The organism is Haemophilus parainfluenzae (assembly GCF_014931375.1).
GTDB lineage: Bacteria > Pseudomonadota > Gammaproteobacteria > Enterobacterales > Pasteurellaceae > Haemophilus_D.
Window position 1 is genome coordinate 865,289 of sequence record NZ_CP063117.1, and the last position, 18,794, is coordinate 884,082.

Genomic DNA, 18,794 nt, shown 5'->3' on the forward strand with positions numbered 1-18,794 from the left:
CCCTTAGCCTTTTGGTTTTAGCATTGAGATAACATAATCTTTGGCACTTTCCACTTTGCCTTGGTTGATTGCAGAAGCTGGATCCACGTGTTTTGGACACACTTCAGAACAATAACCCACGAAAGTACAGCTCCAAACACCGTTTTTACCATTTAATAATGGCATACGTTGTGCTTTACCATGGTCACGGTTATCAAGGTTGTAACGGTGTGCCATTGTAATCGCTGCAGGGCCTAAGAATTCAGGGTTTAAACCAAATTGTGGACAAGCCGCATAGCATAAACCGCAGTTGATACACATTGAGAATTGACGATATTTTTCAAGTTGTGCCGGTGTTTGTTTAGTACGGCTTACTTGCAATTCTTTTGATGGATGTGGTTTACCATCTAACGGTGGTGCTTCGTTACCAATAATATAAGGTTTAATCGCCTCTAAACTTTCAATAAAGTGGCTTAAATCAACCACTAAGTCGCGTTCAATAGGGAAGTTTGCTAATGGTTCAATACGCATATGGCCGCTGTAATCACGTAAGAACGTTTTACAAGCCAATTTAGGTTTGTTATTCACCATCATCCCACAAGAACCGCAGATCGCCATACGGCAGGACCAGCGATAAGAAAGAGACGGTTCAAGTTTATCTTTAATGTAACCTAACGCATCTAAAAGAGAGGTTTGGTTATCATAAGGTACTTGATAAGAGCTTAAATGTGGCTCTTGATCATTTTCTGGGTTGTAGCGTAATACTTCTACAGTCATTACTGGTGAATTAGCCATTTGCTTGCTCCTTAGCTTTCGCAGCCGCTTCTGCCGCTTCTGCTTCAGCACCATAAACACGTTTTGCTGGTTGAGATTTAGTGATTTTCACCGGGCTGTATTCAATACGCGGTGCATCATCGCCATTGTAGTAAGCAAGGGTGTGTTTTAAATAATTCACATCATCACGTTCAGTGTAGTCTAAGCGTTGGTGTGCACCACGAGACTCTTTACGTTCAATTGCAGAGTTGGCAATAGATTGCGCCACATCAAGGATGTAACCTAATTCTACGGTGTAAAGCACATCGGTATTGAATACGCTTGAACGGTCTGCAACACGAATACGTTTATAACGTTCTTTAAGCTCAGCAATTTTATCTACTGCTTTTTGCATGCTTTCTTGGTCACGGTAGATACCACAACCTTCTTCCATTACGGTACCCATTTCGTCACGGATTTCAGACCAAGATTCATTACCTTCTTGGTTATAAAGTGCTTCAAGGCGAGCCACCACATCTTGTGCTTGTGCATCAACTGCTGCACGGTTTGCTGGTTGTGCTTCTGCTGCACGTTGTGCGGCATATTCACCTGCAACACGGCCTAAAACCACTAATTCAGCAAGCGAGTTAGAACCTAAACGGTTTGCACCGTGTAAACCAGAAGACGCACATTCACCCACAGCAAATAATCCTTTAATGCGAGTTTCGCTGTTGAAATCGACTTCGATACCACCCATGGTGTAGTGAACAACCGGACGAACTGGAATTGGTTCATTAACTGGGTTTACACCTTCATAAGCACTTGCTAATTCACAAATGAATGGAAGACGTTCATGTAAATATTTTTCACCTAAGTGACGTAAGTCAAGGTGAACCACATCAACACCTTTTGCAGTTTTTAAGGTGTTGCCTTTTTTCCATTCTTGCCAGAATGCTTGTGAAACTTTATCACGTGGACCAAGTTCCATATATTTGTTTTCAGGTTTACCAATTGGGGTTTCAGGGCCTAGACCATAATCTTGTAAATAACGGTAGCCGTTTTTATTCACTAAGATACCGCCTTCACCACGACAACCTTCAGTCATTAAGATACCGGTGTTTGGTAAGCCGGTTGGGTGATATTGGACGAATTCCATATCACGAAGAGGAACACCGTGACGATATGCCATTGATAAACCATCACCAGTTACGATACCGCCGTTGGTGTTGAATTTAAATGCACGACAGCCACCACCAGTTGCAATTACAACCGCATTTGCGTTGATTTGAACAAGTGAGCCTTCCATCATATTCATCGCAACCATACCGCGAGCATGGCCATCATCAACTAAGATGTCTAAAACGAAGTGCTCGTCAAAACGCTGAATTTGTGGATATTGAATGGATGTTTGGAAAAGAGTATGTAATAAGTGGAAACCGGTTTTGTCTGCTGCGAACCAAGTACGTTCGATTTTCATCCCACCGAAACGACGCACGTTCACATCGCCATCTGCTTTACGGCTCCAAGGGCAACCCCAACGTTCAAGTTGAGTCATTTCCACTGGAGAATGTTCAACGAAGTATTCCACCACATCTTGTTCACATAACCAGTCACCACCGGCAACGGTATCGTGGAAGTGTTTATCGTAGGAATCTTCTTCTTTAATTACTGCGGCCGCACCACCTTCTGCTGCAACCGTATGGCTACGCATAGGATAAACCTTAGAAACTAATGCGATCTTTAAGTTAGGGTTTGCTTCTGCTGCTGCAATTGCTGCACGTAAACCGCCGCCACCGGCACCAACAATAGCAATATCGACATTAACCGTTTGCACGATATCCTCCAATCATATAGAAAGTAAAAAAATAAAACGCCCTAAATTAATAGGGGCATGTTGTCATTCTGCCACTTTTGTTTACAAATTAGTAACTTTTTTTCCCGAATAAACGGATAAAATACCAAAAGTGTGATCTAACTCAAAAAAGTTAGTTTTTTTATATTTCTTAGATGATAACCGTTTGCGTTTATGAATGATTTAGTCGGATTATTGAGTTAAAAATCACTCTTGTTTACAATAGCCTAATTCATTTTAGACGTGAAAAACGGAGAAAAAAATGACCGCACTTAGCGATAAAAAAACAGAATGGCAACCTTCCGCCTCAATTAAAAATTTATTGGCGCGTGCCAAAATCATAGCTGAAATTCGCCAGTTCTTTACTGAACGTGGATTATTAGAAGTTGAAACCCCTGTTTTAAGTGAGTTTGGCGTAACGGATCTTCACCTTTCCACCTTTAATACAGAATTTGTTGCCCCTTTTGATGAACTCTCGAAAACGCTGTGGCTTTCTACCAGCCCGGAATATCACATGAAGCGTTTATTGGCGGCAGGCAGTGGACCTATTTTTCAAATTGGTAAAGTGTTTCGTAATGAAGAAGCAGGCAATCGCCATAATCCCGAATTCACCATGCTTGAATGGTATCGACCGCACTTTGATATGTATCGTCTGATGAATGAAGTGGATGATTTGTTACAACAGATCCTCGATTGTAAACCGGCAGAAACTTTAAGTTATCAGTTTGTCTTCCAAGAATATGTAGGATTAGATCCATTGTCTGCGACTCGTCAAGAATTGGTGGAAGCAGCACGTAAACACAACTTTATGGCAGATGAAGATGAAGATCGTGATACCTTATTACAATTTCTATTCAGTGAAGTGGTGGAACCTAAAATTGGGCAAGAGGCGCCTGTTGCGGTTTATCATTTCCCTTCTTCCCAAGCCGCGCTTGCACAGCTTAGCCCAGAAGATAGCCGTGTGGCAGAACGTTTTGAGTTTTATTATAAAGGCTTAGAGTTAGCCAACGGTTTCCATGAGCTCACCGATGCACGCGAACAACAATACCGCTTTGAAAAAGACAATCGTCTACGGGAAAAAGCAGGCTTGCCACAACGTGAAATTGACTATCGTTTTTTAGGGGCTTTACAAGCAGGCATTCCAAATACTTCTGGTGTGGCTTTAGGGGTCGATCGTTTAATTATGATTGCATTAGGCGCAGAAAGTATTAAAGAAGTGATTTCATTTTCGATAGAATGTGCTTAGGTTTGCTCAAAAAGTATTCATTATTTCTTCTGGAATGAACAAAAAGGAAGAATAAATTGCTCAAAATCGAGCGATCATTGTATAGACAAAATTCTGAAAAGTTCGATGTGAAAGGATGTTTTTGATTAAAAAATATCCTTTTTTGCGCAAAAAATGTGATCTTGATCCGATTTTAGAAAATTGAAACGGATCCTCCATTGACACTATAGGTTTATTTTGTAATATTTGCGACGTCTATTTCGGAGATTGAACTTTTTATGAAAAATTGCTTCAATCAAAAATCATAGGTAACAACCAAAAGGAATAACAATTATGAAAAAGACACTAGCAGCATTAATCGTTACTGCATTTGCCGCTTCAGCAGCAAACGCAGCAGTAGTTTATGACAACGAAGGTACTAAAGTTGAATTAAACGGTTCTCTTCGTGTAATCATGGAAAAAGCGGATAAAAAAGAATATGACGCCGCTAACCACTCAACTAAAAAATCTAACTCTGCTTTACGTAATGCAGGCTCGCGTTTTGGCATCACTGTAAAACATAACTTAGATAACGATTTCTATGCGTTAGGTCGTGTAGAGTTCCGTTTTGATGATACAACTTCTCGTGATAAATTCGGTGGTGTTTATGCTAAACGTGCTTATGTAGGTTTAGGTAGCAAAGCAATCGGCGAGCTCAAATTTGGTCGTCAACTAACCATCGCGGATGATTTAACTCAAGCGAATGACTATGATTACGGTTTCATTCCAAAAGAAGAATATATCCCAACTGCGGGTACAGGCGTAGTTCGTTATGACTATAAAGGTATCGAAGGTTTACAATTAAGTGCAAACTATAACTTTGGTCAAACAAATGACGAAAAAGGCAATCCACTTAAACCAGGTATCAAAAATGCTTACGCTGTAGGTGCATTATATACAGTGGGTGATTTAGATGCGCGTTTAGCTTATGGTCACACAAACTTTGAAACTGGTGCATCATACGCTCACCGTTTAGATGGTGTTTTAGCATCATTAGGCTATAAATTTGGTGATTTCACATTAACTGGTGACTTCGCTTATGGTCATGAAAAATTTGATGATGAAAAAACAAACAAATTCTATGTGGCTCCAGGTTTCGCATATCAAGTTCTTCCTGCGTCTAAAGTATATGGTAACTACCTATATGAACGCGTAAAAGGTGAAAACACTAAAGATAAAACTCACGGTTTCTTACTTGGTGCAGATTACCAACTTCATAAACAAGTTGTGGTATTCTTAGAAGGTAAATACGTAACAACTAAATCTTACGTTAACGATGCTTACGATGGTAAAGTTAAAGACAGAGCTATCGGTGTAGGTATGCGTGTATTCTTCTAATCTTTGATTAGATAAGAATCTTAAAAGGCGAATCGAAAGATTCGCCTTTTTGTTTGAATCTCATAAACTATTTTTAAATCTCCCTAACTCTTTTTTAAATCTCCCCAAACCCCTCTTTACGAAAGAGGGGCTTTTTATTATTAGAGGAAAAGATGCCAAAGGTTTTGATAGATAAAATATTTAATTAGAAAATATCTATTAAGTGAGAATCGGAAAGCATTTATTTGTTATAAAGCTCCCCCTCTTTCGTAAAGAGGGGGGGAGGGGGAGATTCAACTATTCCAATTTATCGAAAATTAATCTTCCCAACTCCTCTTTACAAAAGAGGGCTTTTTTATGATGTGTTGCTTTTAGTGGTTTTATTGGAAATATATTTGAGATAGCTAAGAACGGAAGGCGCTTATTTGCCATTAAAATACCCCCTCTTTCGTAAAGAGGGGGCAGGGGGAGATTTACTATTTCAACTTATCCAAAACCAATTTCCCCATCATTTCAATATGGGCTTTTTCAGCATTCAATGCGGGGATGTAGTGATAAGACATACCACCATGATTTAAGAACGTCTCTTTGTTTTCAACCTCAATTTCTTCTAAGGTTTCTAAGCAATCTACCGAAAAACCTGGGCAAATCACCGCTATTTTTTGAATGCCTTGAGAAGCCGCTTCTTCTAAAAAGTGATCCGTATAAGGTTGTAACCATTCTTCACGGCCAAAACGGGATTGGAAAGTCATATTCCATTGATTTTCGGTTAAACCTAATTTATCTACAATGGCAATGGTAGTTTGTTTGCAATGCTGACGATAATAATCGCCCATATTCTCATAACGCAATGGAATGCCGTGATAAGAAAAAAGTAAAAACTCATCGGGTTTTAACCGCACTTTAATCGAATCTACTAAGGCATTAATGTAGTTTTCATCAAGATGATAAGAATGAATAAACTCAAAAGGCACAATATTACGTTCTTGTGCAATGGCACGATTGAACGCATCGATTAATGCACCTGTTGTGGTGCTGGAATATTGTGGATAAAGCGGCAATACAATCATGCGTTCCACATCATTTTTAAGTAAATTTTTGACCGCACTTTGCATCGAAGGATTGCCGTAAGTCATGGCAATTTCGACTTGTGCATTGATGCCTTGTTCAGTCAAATAAGCTTGTAAACCCGCTTGTTGTTGCTTTGTAATGGCAAGTAGGGGAGAGCCTTGTTCTGTCCAAATAGATTGATAATTTCGTGCAATGCGTTTAGAACGCATCGGTAAAATAATGGCTTTTAAAAGGGGATACCATTTCCAACGAGGCAAATCGACCACGCGAGGATCCATTAAAAAATCAGCTAGATAACGGGAGATCGCCGCGGGTTGAGGGGCATCAGGCGTACCAAGGTTCGCTAAAATGATGCCAATTTTTTGAGTTGTAGTCATAAATGTTTGATATAAAGCGTTAATCGAGAAACGCAGCAAAGTTTATCTTGTTCATCGCGAATGTCAATTTGCCAAACATGGGTATTTTGACTTAAAGCAATTGGCGTTGCCTTTGCGGTAACAAAACCTTTTTTGACAGGGCGAAGATGATTGGCATTAATATCTAATCCCAAGGCAACTTGGCCTTCTTCTATACAGAGAAATCCAGCTAATGAACCAATGGTTTCAGCCAACGCCACAGACACGCCACCATGTAATAAACCGAAAGGCTGTGTGGTGCGATGATCAACGGGCATTTTTGCCTCAATCCAGTTTTCACCATAAGCCGAAATTTCAATGCCTAAATGCCTAATAGCGCAATTTTTACCCATTTCATTAAGCTGCTCAAGCGTGAACGCTTTTTTCCAAATTGCCATATACTTTTCCTTATCTTATTTGATGGCGTTAGTTTGATCTAATTCGATACTTTCGTAAAGAAAAAAGAAAGGCGAAGTTGTGCTTTTAGTATCTAAATATGTTTATTTTTTAAACAAAAATTTACATATCTTTAAAGTTTTTGTAAAAAATATCAGAAATCTTTACATATATTTACATAACTTAAGTTTTATCTTAATTAATTGTAATTTTTGGTAAATCCTTTTTATTATGCTTCCTTTTTGTACAAAGTTCGCTTAGAATAAGCTGTTCTGACCAGAAAGGTAAGGGGAACTGTTGTCAAAATTTGTGGTCGTCGCCTTTCTGACGTTGAATTTTTCGGCGCTGTTGCATCAGTGACAGCTTCTTAATCATCCTAATAAAAGGAATAATTTTATATGAACAAAGTGTTTAAAGTTATTTGGAATCATGCTACACAAACGTGGACTGCAGTTTCTGAACTTGGGCATGCTAAGGGTAAAACCAAATCTAAAAAAATCGTTAAATTGACCGCACTTGCAGGTGCTGTAATGGGTTCATTGGCCGTATCTCAATCAGCAATGGCTTCAGCCGATCTTACAACTAATGATGCGGTAAATATCGCACCAAACAATGTGCCTAATCCAACTGCTGGTCGCCACGCGATTGCGGTAGGTGGAAATGCAAATGCTGCAAAGCAAGACTCGATTGCAATTGGTACAAATTCTACTGCAAGCTGGACTAACACAATTGCTATCGGTAGAGACACTAACGCAACAAAAGATCATGCGGTAGCTATAGGTTCAAATACAACTGCTTCAGGTGTTCAAGCGGTTACTGTTGGTTCATATTCTAACGCTACTGCAGACTCTGTTGTTGCCATTGGTCAAGAGTCAAAAGCAGGTGGTACGGGTACAGGGACAGCCGCAGTTGCTGTTGGTTATTTAGCAAATGCTTCTGCAGCTAATACTGTTGCAACAGGTAAAAGTGCTACTGCAACTGTTGATAATGCGGTAGCTGTAGGTGTTAGTACTGCTGCTACTGCACGTAATGCAGCTGCGTTAGGTGGATATGCAACGGCTACTGCTGAGCGTGCGACTGCAGTGGGTGCAGCATCAAAAGCATCAGGCACTGCTTCATTTGCGGGTGGTACATCTGCTAATGCTTCTGGTACAAACTCTGTCGCTATCGGTGGATCAATGACTCCAGCAGAAGCTGCTCAAGCATCAGGTGCACAAGCTATTGCTTTAGGTGCAAAATCTAATGCTAGCGCTGAAAATTCTATCGCTCAAGGTCATGGTGCAACTGCTTCAGCGACTAATGCTACCGCAATTGGTACTGAATCAACTGCAGCAGGACAGTATGCAACTGCATTCGGTACAGCCTCAAATGCAACCGCAATTCATACAGTAGCGATTGGTTCTGCATCAACTGCAAGTAAAGATGGTGCATTTGCTGGTGGTTACAATTCAACTGCAGCAGGGAAAAAATCTGTATCGTTAGGTTTTAATGCTCAAGCTAATAATGAAAATGATGTGGCTTTAGGTGCTGGCTCAATCACTAGTGCTCCAAAACCTTTCCCAAGCATGTATGTAGGAAGAGAGCAATATACATTTGCTGGTGGTGCTCCGAAGAGCGTAGTAAGTGTTGGTTCTGCAGGTAATGAACGTCAAATTCAACATGTGGCAGCTGGTCGCATTGAGAGCTCATCAACTGATGCAGTGAACGGTTCACAATTATATGCAGTTTCAGATGCTATTTCTAAACATCACTGGGTGTTGAGCGGTAACACATCGGCGAATGTATCTCATCAAGACTCAAATGTTACTAATGGCGGTATTGTGGATTTCCAAAACGGAAACGGTACTATTGCAACTGTAACAACAGAAAGAATAGATAAAAGCAGCCCAGCAACGAGAAATGTTGTTAAATACCACGCAAATATCGTAAATGGTGACAACACTGAAGTAGTCTATAACCCTGACGGTTCAGTTAAAATCAATGCGAAAGTGGCTGGCGGTACAGATACTACTGCAGCAGTGACAACAACTACTACTGATGCATTAGCTGTAACGAATTCAACTACAGGCAATGTAACAACTTACAATGTTGATGCAAAAACCGGTTCAATTTCTACCACTTCTGTTGGTGCTGCAACCTATGCGAAAGATGGCGATAAAGCAACGGGTGGTAACTACGGTTCTCGTTTAACTAACGTAAGTACTGTAACTGATATTGTGAACAATGTTTCATGGCATTTGAATTCATCTGCGGTAACAGGTACAAACGGTAAAATTACTGAAGGTAGTGATACTGAAGCAGCAGATGTTAAAGCATCGAATACTGTAAACATTAATGCAGGTAAAAACATCGAAATCAAACGTAACGGCACCACCATTGAAATCAGCTCAACTGCTGGTGAAAAAGGTGAGAAAGGTGACACCGGTGCAACAGGTGCGAAAGGTGATACTGGTGCAGCAGGTGCGAAAGGTGATACCGGTGCAGCAGGTGCGAAAGGTGATACTGGTGAAAAAGGTGCAGACGGTAGCAGCATTGAAGGTGAGGTTGTAGATAACGGCGACGGTACTCATACTATCACTATCACTAATTTAGGTGATGGTTCAGTGACCACTACTATCGTAAAAGACGGTAAAAACGGTAAAGACGGTGCAACTGGTGCAGCAGGTAAAAACGCTGAAGCTGATGTGAAAGACAACGGCAATGGTACTCATACTGTAACCATTAAAGATGGTAACGGTAATACTACAACGACTATCTTGAAAGATGGTGCAACAGGTGCTAAAGGTGACACTGGTGCAGCAGGTGCGAAAGGTGATACTGGTGAAAAAGGTGCAGACGGTAGCAGCATTGAAGGTGAGGTTGTAGATAACGGCGACGGTACTCATACTATCACTATCACTAATTTAGGTGATGGTTCAGTGACCACTACTATCGTAAAAGACGGTAAAAACGGTAAAGACGGTGCAACTGGTGCAGCAGGTAAAAACGCTGAAGCTGATGTGAAAGACAACGGCAACGGTACTCATACTGTAACCATTAAAGATGGTAACGGTAATACCACAACGACTATCTTGAAAGATGGTGCAACAGGTGCTAAAGGTGACACTGGTGCAGCAGGTGCGAAAGGTGATACTGGTGCAACCGGTGCGAAAGGTGATACTGGTGCAGCAGGTAAAAACGCTGAAGCTGATGTGAAAGACAACGGCGACGGTACTCACACAGTAACTATCAAAGATGGTAACGGTAATACCACAACAGCCATCATCAAAGATGGTGCAACCGGTGCGAAAGGTGATACTGGTGCAGACGGTAAAAACGCTGAAGCAGATGTTAAGGACAACGGCGACGGTACCCACACTGTAACTATCAAAGATGGTAACGGTAATACCACAACAGCGATCATCAAAGATGGTGCAACCGGTGCTAAAGGTGATACTGGTGCAACAGGTGCAGATGGTAAGAACGCTGAAGCTGATGTGAAAGACAACGGTGACGGTACTCACACAGTAACCATTAAAGATGGTAACGGTAATACCACAACGACTATCATTAAAGATGGTGCAACTGGTGCGAAAGGTGACACTGGTGCAACCGGTGCTAAAGGTGATACTGGTGCAACAGGTGCAGATGGTAAGAACGCTGAAGCTGATGTGAAAGACAACGGCGACGGTACTCACACTGTAACTATCAAAGATGGTAACGGTAATACTACAACGACCATCATTAAAGATGGTGCAACTGGTGCGAAAGGTGATACTGGTGCAGACGGTAAGAACGCTGAAGCCGACGTTAAAGACAACGGCGACGGTACTCATACTGTAACTATTAAAGATGGTAACGGTAATACCACAACAACCGTCATTAAAGATGGTGCAACTGGTGCTAAAGGTGAGAAAGGTGATACTGGTGCAACAGGTGCAGATGGTAAGAACGCTGAAGCTGATGTGAAAGACAACGGCGACGGTACTCACACTGTAACTATTAAAGACGGTAACGGTAACACTACAACGACTATCGTTAAAGATGGTGCGACAGGTGCGAAAGGTGACACTGGTGATAAAGGTGAAGACGGTAGCAGCATTACAGGTGAAGTTGTAGATAACGGTGACGGTACTCATACTATCACTATCACTAATTTAGGTGATGGTTCAGTGACCACTACTATCGTTAAAGATGGTAAAAATGGTAAAGATGGGGCAACTGGTGCGACAGGTGCTGATGGTAAGAACGCTGAAGCTGATGTGAAAGACAACGGCGACGGTACTCATACTGTAACCATTAAAGATGGTAACGGTAATACCACAACAACTATCGTTAAAGATGGTAAAAACGGTCAAGATGGTGTGATGACTTGGGATATTAAATCTACAGGTAACAAAACACCTGCTTCAGAAACCAATGCGAAAACCATTAAACATACCAACACTGTTAACATGGAAGCTGGCAAAAACTTAACTGTTGAGCAATCTAGCAACAATGACAGTGCTACAGTTAAATTTGCTTTAGATAGCAATGTAACCAACTTAGATAAAGTTGTTGTTAATGGTAAAGATGGTGTAGATGGTAAAGATGGTGTAACCATTACTGCTCCTGGTGGTAAAGATGGTAACGACGGTTTAGATGGCAAAGTTGGAATCAGCGGTAAAGACGGCAAAGATGCAGTTTCTATCTCTGGTAAAGACGGTGTTGGTCAAATCGGCCTAACCGGACCGAAAGGTGCAGATGGTAAAGATGGTGCATCAGTAACCATTTCAACAGATAAAGGTACAACCACAGTAGCTGAACGCGATGGTGGTGAAAAGATTAACCGTGTTATCTATACTGATAAAGATAAAGATGGCAATGATATCAAACGTGAAATTGCAACGCTTGATGATGGCTTGAAATTCACAGGTGATGATGGTCAAACAGTTAATCGTACTTTAGGTTCTAACCTTAATATTAAGGGTGGTGCGACAGATTCAACAACAGCGAAAAACATTCGTGTGACCAAAGCTGCGGATGGTGAAGGCTTAGATGTGAATCTTGCGAATAACATTAAGTTAGATAATAATGGTAGCCTTAATATTGGTGGTACAACAGTTAAAAATGGTTCAGTAACCAATTTAGACCATCACATTGACAACCCAACAACAGTTGTGGATGACAGCGTGTTAAATATCACTGATGAGAAGAAAAAAGAAGCCGCAACAGTTGGTGATGTATTGAACTCAGGTTGGAACTTACAAGCAAATGGTAAACCGGTTGATGCAGTAACACACGGCAACAACGTGAACTTTGCAAGTGATAAAGGTACTGTGACAGTTACAGCGAACTCAGATGGTAAAACATCTGTTGTAAACTTAGATGTTAACGTTGATAACGATACCATCACTGTGAATAATAAAGGACAATTAGTTGCTAGCGGTGCAACCAACTTTAATGTTGCAACTAAAGATGGTGGCAACAAAGTTGCTAAGAAAGGTGGTAGCTCAACAACGAAAATTACCGCAGGTAAAACAATTACTTACACTGCAGGTAAAAACATTGCGATTGAGCAAAATGGTGGCGACATCCTTGTTTCAACAACAAATGATGTAGACCACAACAGCGTAACCACAAATGACTTAACAGTCAACAAAGGTGGTAACATTGATATGGGTGGTAACCAAATTCACAACGTGAAAGCGGGTACTAAAGATACTGATGCGGTTAACGTATCTCAATTGAAACAATCAATTGGTGACGTACATAAACGTATCAATAAAGTGGGTAAAGAAGCTCGCGGCGGTATCGCAGGTGCTAACGCAGCAGCAGGCTTACCACAAGTTTACATCCCAGGTAAATCAATGGTTGCCGCTTCAGCAGGTACTTTCAAAGGTGAAAGCGCTGTAGCAGTAGGTTACTCACGCTCAAGCGACAATGGTAAAGTTATCTTCAAACTTCAAGGTAACGCAAATACCCAAGGCGACGTAGGTGGCTCTGTGGGTGTAGGTTACCAATGGTAATTTAACTTTCCATTAAGATAGATAAAAACCCAGCTTCGGCTGGGTTTTTTATTTGTACCAAATTAAGGATGAAATGGGATAGAATGAGCACACAATAACATTTCTAAAAAATAGTTTTGTGATTAATTAGACAAACTTAAGGATATGTAACCTAAATGATCACTTCAGAAAAAATTAATATTGCGTTTGCGATTGATGAAAAATATACCCCGCATTTGGAAGCGTTGATAAAGTCAATTTGTTACTATAATAAGAACGTAAACTTTTATGTTTTGCATAATGATATTCCACAAGAATGGTTTGAAGGGATTCGGTTTAAATTAGAAAAAATAGGGAATAACTTATTTTCTATTCATATTTCTGATGATATTTTTAAAGATTATAAGACGTTGGAACATATTTCTTCGTCGAGTAGTTATTATCGTCTTATGATCCCCAAACTGATTAATCAAGATCGTGTGCTATATTTGGACGCAGATATTATTGTGAATGGATCATTATCTGATTTTTATTATAGCGATCTTAATGGTGCCCCTGTAGGCGTTGTGAAAGATTATGGAATGGGGAAACACTTTCCATTTCCTTATTTAGATGCATCCATTTCTAAAAATTATTTCAATAGTGGCGTTCTTTTGATTGATTGTGTGAAGTGGAGAAATGAAGGTTTAGTCGATACCTTATTACAAACTGTTGAAGAATATGGCGACCAAGTATTATATGGGGATCAGTGTATTTTAAATATCGTTTTACGAGAAAAAGCAAAATATTATAGTTTTACTGAAAATGCTCAGGTGCAATATATTGAAAAAATTAAACGGGAGCATGGTATTACTCAAGTTAATCTCAATGTTCCACCTCTTATTATCCATTATGCAGCAAAACATAAGCCGTGGGATAATCATAACCCAACATTATTTGAGCGTGAAAAATATTGGTTTTTCCGCCATTTAGATTGGTCTTATCTTACTAACGCGATCAAATAAAATTTTATAGTGTGATCTTAATTCTTAATAACTAGCGTAATTTCTCAGCAAGGTCGAGAATGAGTTTTGCGAGTATAGGCAGTGGATCATTATTTATTAGATGTTGATATTTCAATGCAAACTTTGTGGAGCGTAGAGGTTGTTGACGAGCAACCTGTATTTGTTTCTCATCAGATGCGCGATAGTTATAGGCAATTAGGCGGAGCTCATCAAGGGAGATGTCCAGATTATGGGCGAGTAAATCACGTAACTGATTTTCCCAAGCGGAATCACGATATCCCTTTTTCTCCATCACCATCGTGATAGATTTTTCCAAGACTTTTTTAATCTGCTGAACCGTTGAGCGAATAGGGTAGTGTCCCAACCATAAATCATCCGTTTCAATGAATTCTGCATTGAATCGATTAATGAACCAATAATAGAATTGTTGGTTATTTGAACCAATAAATACGATACTTTGAACTTCTTTGCCCTCTTTATCTCGTACGGAATGGCTACCTATAGTCAATGTACAGGTTTCTGCAATTGCTCGTGGAATAATGACTTTTGGGGTGAGAATTTCTTCTTTCCGTTGATCGGTAAAACGAAAAATAAAATCAGGGTCATATTCGGTGGAATGCGGTAGATAGCCTCGCCAGGTGTACATGCCTACACGGTCTTGAGGAATAAGAGTAAGAAAAGTGTTCAATTTCTCACGGGAAGGACAATAAATAAATTCATCAACATCAAGTGGAAAAATATAATCAATGTTAGCATCATTATTGAGAATATGCTGCATCATATGATTTAATACGCGTTCAGGAGCAAATTCAAGTTCATTGTAATGATAGATATGAATTGGTAATCCCTCTTGTTTTAGATGTATGAGAATTTCACGCGTATTATCACTGCTATTGTGGTCAACAATATGAAGTTCATCCAATAAGGTTAAATTGTGTCGAATAAAAGTTTCAATAACATCACTTTCATTACGCACCATGCTTAAGCCAACTCGTTTTTTACTCATCTCTTATTTACCTTATATTGAACGCCTAATATTTTTAAAGATGCTCTTTTGCTAACTTCAAATTGTCTAGTAATAGTTTTCTGTTTGGTTCTGGTACGGCTGGATTAAATAATAATTCGATGCAAAGATCATGGCAAAGCTGATAATTACCCACCGAATTCGCACTCATCGCCAGTTCTTCTTTAGCTTTCCATTCATAAACAGAGTGATCCACAAAAAGAATATCTTTACTTAGAGGAATGTTTGCCGCTACAGTTGCATAAATATAAGCCAGTCTGGCTTTATTGTGGTGGCGTAGTAGGCGCGCTAAATGATAAAGACTTTCCGCACGTTGTGGGCGATATTCATAAGTGGATAGCAATAAATTTTGTATCTCATTGAGTGAAGCATTTAATTCGATTTTTAATAAAGCGATTTGAAGGAATGAATAATAGACTTCTTCAGACCATCCACCGAGATTCGCTCGAATTGCATACCATTCAATGGCTTTTTCATACATATCTGCATCACGATAAGATTGTGCGGTATAAAACGCATAGCGATCTTTAAGATCTTCATCTTCAGGTGAATTGAAGGCTTTTTCTAACACTTGAGCATCTTGGAAATATTTTTGTGGGTTGTTGCTACGTGCCCCAAAACGACCACTAATGACATAGTAATCGCCGAATATTTTTTGCTCAGTGATAGTCGTTTTACGTTGTTCAATGAATTCATGTAATACGCCACGCCAATAGAATGAACCATCATTACGAAACATGAGTACTCGGAAGTAAACATTTGAACCTGTAATGCTATTTGCCATGCGCAGATAATAACGATCGCAAGTCAGTTCTTCAGGCAACACAAATTCCCCTTCAAAACGATCATCGGCATCAAAGATTAATACATAATCTGTTTTTCCTTGTGCATGTTGTAACGCACAGTTACGGTTATGGGCAAAGTTAACCCATTCATCGTGGTGAATTTCACCTTGAATGCCTTTTTCATCAAAGAATTGTTTGATAATGTCTGCGGTATTGTCATCGGATCCTGTATCACTAATGACATAATAATCTAATGGAACATGAGTAATAATGTTCTCTAATGTATCTCGGATGATAGCGGATTCATTTTTAACAATCATATTTAAACAGATTGTTTTTTTATCAGTTCTTTGTGTCATTTTTATACGTTTCGGGAAATACTTGTGAAGTTGTAAATTTATTTTTTATGGTAGGGCATTATAGCGAAAATACATTTTGCTTGCTGAAAATTATGCGAAAAATGACCGCACTTTTTCCTCGCATATAGACAATTCCAATCACATCAATTTATAGCTTTCTCGTTCAGTTTTAGGCACAATAGAGCAAAATTCCAATGAGTAAAAAAGGATAATGAAAATGACTAAACATTATGATTATATTGCGATCGGTGGCGGTTCCGGCGGGATTGCCTCAATTAACCGTGCGGCAAGCTATGGCAAAAAATGTGCAATTATTGAAGCAAAACATCTCGGTGGTACTTGCGTAAATGTAGGTTGTGTACCGAAAAAAGTGATGTTCTATGGCGCACAAGTTGCAGAAACGATTAATAGCTATGCCCCAGCTTATGGTTTTGATGTAGAAGTGAAAAAGTTTGACTACGCGAAATTAGTGGAGAGCCGTCAAGCTTACATCGGTCGTATTCATACGTCTTACAATAATGTATTAGCGAAAAATAATGTGGATGTTCTAAATGGTTTTGCGCGTTTTAAAGATGCGAAAACGATTGAAGTGAGCTATGAAGATGGTTCAACAGAATTAGTGACTGCCGATCATATCTTAATTGCGACGGGTGGCCGCCCAAGTATTCCAGCGGTAAAAGGTGCAGAATACGGGATTGATTCAAATGGTGTATTTGCTTTAAATGAATTACCAAAACGTGTTGCAGTTGTAGGTGCGGGTTATATTGCCGTTGAATTAGCCGGTGTTTTAAATAGCTTAGGTAGCGAAACACATTTATTTGTGCGTCAACATGCCCCATTGCGTAATCAAGATCCATTGATTGTGGAAACTTTACTTGAAGTGTTAGCACAAGATGGTATCCAATTACATACCAAAGCGTTGCCAGAAGAAGTGGTTAAAAATGCGGATGGTTCGCTTACCTTGAAATTACAAGATGGCCGTGAAACTACAGTGGATACCTTAATTTGGGCGATTGGTCGTGAACCGGCAACGGATGTGATTAATCTTGAAGTAACAGGCGTGAAAACTAATTCACGCGGACAAATTATTGTCGATAAATACCAAAATACAAACGTACCTGGCATTTATGCTGTGGGTGATATTATCGAAGGTGGTATTGAATTAACACCAGTTGCTGTGGCGGCAGGTCGTCGTTTGTCTGAGCGTTTATTCAATAACAAACCGAATGAACATTTGGATTACAATCTTGTGCCAACCGTCGTATTCAGCCACCCGCCAATTGGTACTGTGGGTTTAACTGAACCGCAAGCGATTGAGCAATATGGCGAAGAAAATGTGAAAGTGTATAAATCCTCTTTCACCGCAATGTACACTGCTGTAACTGAACATCGTCAACCTTGCCGAATGAAATTAGTGTGTGTTGGTAAAGACGAAAAAATCGTAGGCTTACACGGCATTGGTTTTGGTGTGGATGAAATGATTCAAGGTTTTGCGGTGGCAATCAAAATGGGTGCAACTAAAGCAGACTTTGATAATACAGTCGCGATTCACCCAACAGGTTCTGAAGAATTTGTCACAATGCGTTAATTGCAGATAAAGAAAGTGCGGTCAAAACTTCTGATGTTTTTGGCCGCACTTTTTATTGTGATTTGTTATTAGGCTGCTGCGCGATTGCCTAATGTACCATCATCTTCCATTTCTTTAGCCACACCGACGACCTCAGCAATTTTGTCTCCTTCTTTGAAGAATACGAAACCACCATGTTCCATTTTAACCCAAGGTTCATCTTTGGTGAGCGGGAACGTCGTAATGATGGTGACTTTGTCGCCATCTTTTGCGTAATCATTAAAATCAATGACGCCATCATCATCAATGCGATGCGCTTTACCAAAAGGAGCTTTACGTGTTAAGTAATGCAAATTGGTTGAACAGTGGGCAATCATCCATTCTCCGTTTGAAAGAATGAAGTTAAAGGTGCCTTTTTGTGAGAGCTCTTTGGTAATGTCTTGGATAGCTTCAAAAATTTCCATTTCAGACGGTTTGCGACGGAAGCGATTTTTCAAGTATTCCGCCATATAACAAAAGGCTGCTTCTGAATCCGTTGAGCCAATGGGTTGGCAGAAACTCTCGGACATATCTGGCACATCTTTTAAATTACCGTTGTGAGCAAACACCCAGTTTTGTCCCCAAATTTCACGAATAAAGGGATGCGTGTTTTCAATGGTTACCCCACCTTGCGTTGCTTTACGAATGTGAGCAATCACATTAAGCGATTTAATTTTGTATTGTTTGACACAATCCGCAATAGGAGATTGAGAGGCTGCATGGTTATCACGAAAAATACGCACACCACGACCTTCAAAAAAAGCGATACCGAAGCCATCTGAATGGCAGTCGGTAAGACCAGCACGACGACGGAAACCTTCAAAAGAAAAGACAATATCCGTCGGTGTATTACAGTTCATTCCGAGTAATTGACACATAAATTCCTACACTTATTTTTATAATTTTATACCCTTATAATATGTGCCGATTTAACACCATAATTCGTTGAAATTCAAGATGGATAACAAAGGATTTTTAGAAGAAAATGTTACATAAAATAACCTGAGAATCTTTTTGATCTAA

The 18,794-nt window shown here is 39.8% G+C and carries 12 protein-coding genes; 5 read left to right on the forward strand and 7 right to left on the reverse strand.

Annotated features, from left to right (window positions below; translation table 11 throughout):
• Positions 1–3: 3 nt before the first annotated feature.
• The gene (locus INP95_RS04220; RefSeq protein ID WP_049367031.1) at positions 4–774 is read right to left on the reverse strand and encodes a succinate dehydrogenase/fumarate reductase iron-sulfur subunit; all 771 of its coding nucleotides are present in this window, start codon (positions 772–774) and stop codon (positions 4–6) included.
• Positions 767–2,566, reverse strand: a complete 1,800-nt coding sequence (gene frdA, locus INP95_RS04225) for a fumarate reductase (quinol) flavoprotein subunit (RefSeq protein ID WP_032825757.1) — start codon at positions 2,564–2,566, stop codon at positions 767–769. Before frdA ends, INP95_RS04220 begins: the two co-directional genes overlap by 8 nt.
• 280 nt (positions 2,567–2,846) lie before the next feature.
• Between frdA and epmA the strand changes: the two genes are divergently transcribed.
• A complete protein-coding gene (gene epmA, locus INP95_RS04230; protein ID WP_197560964.1) occupies positions 2,847–3,830 on the forward strand; it encodes an elongation factor P--(R)-beta-lysine ligase in 984 nt (327 codons plus the stop codon).
• 312 nt (positions 3,831–4,142) lie between these two features.
• Entirely contained in the window at positions 4,143–5,186 is a 1,044-nt protein-coding gene (locus tag INP95_RS04235; RefSeq protein WP_197560965.1) for a porin, read from the forward strand.
• A gap of 455 nt (positions 5,187–5,641) precedes the next feature.
• Here the strand turns inward: INP95_RS04235 and hemH are convergent, their stop codons facing one another.
• Together hemH and INP95_RS04245 are read right to left on the reverse strand one after the other, a co-directional pair.
• Entirely contained in the window at positions 5,642–6,613 is a 972-nt protein-coding gene (gene hemH, locus INP95_RS04240) for a ferrochelatase (protein WP_197546199.1), read from the reverse strand.
• Entirely contained in the window at positions 6,610–7,029 is a 420-nt protein-coding gene (locus INP95_RS04245; protein ID WP_197560966.1) for a hotdog fold thioesterase, read from the reverse strand. Before INP95_RS04245 ends, hemH begins: the two co-directional genes overlap by 4 nt.
• A 396-nt stretch (positions 7,030–7,425) precedes the next feature.
• Between INP95_RS04245 and INP95_RS04250 the strand changes: the two genes are divergently transcribed.
• On the forward strand, positions 7,426–13,014 hold the full coding sequence (locus INP95_RS04250; RefSeq protein WP_197560967.1) for a collagen-flanked surface repeat-containing protein: 5,589 nt from the start codon (positions 7,426–7,428) through the stop codon (positions 13,012–13,014).
• 155 nt (positions 13,015–13,169) lie between these two features.
• A complete protein-coding gene (locus tag INP95_RS04255) occupies positions 13,170–13,997 on the forward strand; it encodes a glycosyltransferase family 8 protein (RefSeq protein WP_197560968.1) in 828 nt (275 codons plus the stop codon).
• A gap of 31 nt (positions 13,998–14,028) precedes the next feature.
• Here INP95_RS04255 and INP95_RS04260 read toward each other — a convergent pair whose 3' ends face one another.
• Together INP95_RS04260 and INP95_RS04265 are read right to left on the reverse strand one after the other, a co-directional pair.
• The gene (locus INP95_RS04260; RefSeq protein WP_197560969.1) at positions 14,029–15,003 is read right to left on the reverse strand and encodes a glycosyltransferase family 2 protein; all 975 of its coding nucleotides are present in this window, start codon (positions 15,001–15,003) and stop codon (positions 14,029–14,031) included.
• Positions 15,004–15,037: 34 nt separating this feature from the next.
• The gene (locus INP95_RS04265) at positions 15,038–16,165 is read right to left on the reverse strand and encodes a glycosyltransferase (RefSeq protein ID WP_197560970.1); all 1,128 of its coding nucleotides are present in this window, start codon (positions 16,163–16,165) and stop codon (positions 15,038–15,040) included.
• Between the two features lie 217 nt (positions 16,166–16,382).
• Between INP95_RS04265 and gorA the strand changes: the two genes are divergently transcribed.
• The gene (gene gorA, locus INP95_RS04270) at positions 16,383–17,753 is read left to right on the forward strand and encodes a glutathione-disulfide reductase (protein ID WP_197560971.1); all 1,371 of its coding nucleotides are present in this window, start codon (positions 16,383–16,385) and stop codon (positions 17,751–17,753) included.
• Positions 17,754–17,821: 68 nt separating this feature from the next.
• Here the strand turns inward: gorA and INP95_RS04275 are convergent, their stop codons facing one another.
• Positions 17,822–18,649, reverse strand: coding sequence for a class II glutamine amidotransferase (locus INP95_RS04275; protein ID WP_049363313.1), 828 nt, complete (start codon positions 18,647–18,649; stop codon positions 17,822–17,824).
• Positions 18,650–18,794 lie beyond the last annotated feature (145 nt).

What these genes read in the sequence shown, in the direction of transcription:
- INP95_RS04220 (WP_049367031.1), bottom strand. Translation starts at nt 774, where the DNA reads ATGGCTAATTCACCAGTAATGACTGTAGAAGTATTACGCTACAACCCA.
- epmA (WP_197560964.1), top strand. Translation starts at nt 2,847, where the DNA reads ATGACCGCACTTAGCGATAAAAAAACAGAATGGCAACCTTCCGCCTCA.
- INP95_RS04235 (WP_197560965.1), top strand. Translation starts at nt 4,143, where the DNA reads ATGAAAAAGACACTAGCAGCATTAATCGTTACTGCATTTGCCGCTTCA.
- hemH (WP_197546199.1), bottom strand. Translation starts at nt 6,613, where the DNA reads ATGACTACAACTCAAAAAATTGGCATCATTTTAGCGAACCTTGGTACG.
- INP95_RS04245 (WP_197560966.1), bottom strand. Translation starts at nt 7,029, where the DNA reads ATGGCAATTTGGAAAAAAGCGTTCACGCTTGAGCAGCTTAATGAAATG.
- INP95_RS04250 (WP_197560967.1), top strand. Translation starts at nt 7,426, where the DNA reads ATGAACAAAGTGTTTAAAGTTATTTGGAATCATGCTACACAAACGTGG.
- INP95_RS04255 (WP_197560968.1), top strand. Translation starts at nt 13,170, where the DNA reads ATGATCACTTCAGAAAAAATTAATATTGCGTTTGCGATTGATGAAAAA.
- INP95_RS04260 (WP_197560969.1), bottom strand. Translation starts at nt 15,003, where the DNA reads ATGAGTAAAAAACGAGTTGGCTTAAGCATGGTGCGTAATGAAAGTGAT.
- INP95_RS04265 (WP_197560970.1), bottom strand. Translation starts at nt 16,165, where the DNA reads ATGACACAAAGAACTGATAAAAAAACAATCTGTTTAAATATGATTGTT.
- gorA (WP_197560971.1), top strand. Translation starts at nt 16,383, where the DNA reads ATGACTAAACATTATGATTATATTGCGATCGGTGGCGGTTCCGGCGGG.
- INP95_RS04275 (WP_049363313.1), bottom strand. Translation starts at nt 18,649, where the DNA reads ATGTGTCAATTACTCGGAATGAACTGTAATACACCGACGGATATTGTC.